The sequence below is a fragment of the Streptomyces sp. SID13666 genome (assembly GCF_010548325.1).
GTDB classification, from domain to species: Bacteria; Actinomycetota; Actinomycetes; order Streptomycetales; family Streptomycetaceae; genus Actinacidiphila; species Actinacidiphila fildesensis.
Genome location: NZ_JAAGLX010000163.1, coordinates 1 through 543, shown reverse-complemented (window position 1 = coordinate 543; position 543 = coordinate 1). Strand labels below are relative to the sequence as shown.

Here is a 543-nt window from a genome sequence, read left to right as displayed (position 1 = left end):
GGATCCGGTGGACGGTCGAGGCGGGCAGGCCCAGGATCGGTCCGATCCGGGCCGGTCCCAGCTTGCGGGCCTGCCGCAGTGCACACACCCTCGCCTCGACCGCGGCCGGCGTGCGGTGCGGGGTCGTATGCGGGCGGCTGGAGCGGTCGTGCAGCCCCGCCTCGCCCTCCGCGCGCCACCGGCGGACCCACTTGTGGGCCGTGGCCCGCGAGATCCCCATCTCCGCCGCGACATGAGCGACCGGACGGCCGGATACGACACGTTCGATGAGAAGCCGTCTGCCATGAACGGTCAGCCGGGCATTACGGTGGGACACGAAGACCTCCGAGTGGTGCAGTCCTAGACAGCTCCACCACACCGGAGGTCTTCGCCATGTTCAAGACCCACCACTGTCAACAACGCTCGTGATCAATACACCTAGGGCCTGTGTGATGTCGTGATCAACTTTGCCGATGTGGGTCTGTCGGGAGAGCGGATCCGATAGGACTGTTGGTCGTGACGCGCAGGCAACTCAGTGATGAGCAGTGGACGTTGATCGAGCCG

At 66.3% G+C, this 543-nt stretch carries 1 protein-coding gene; it reads right to left on the bottom strand.

Annotation, left to right across the window (positions count from 1 at the left end; all coding sequences use genetic code 11):
* Nucleotides 1–316: leucine zipper domain-containing protein (locus G3I60_RS43905; RefSeq protein ID WP_164293687.1), on the bottom strand; the 316-nt coding region annotated here is incomplete at its 3' end.
* Nucleotides 317–543 lie beyond the last annotated feature (227 nt).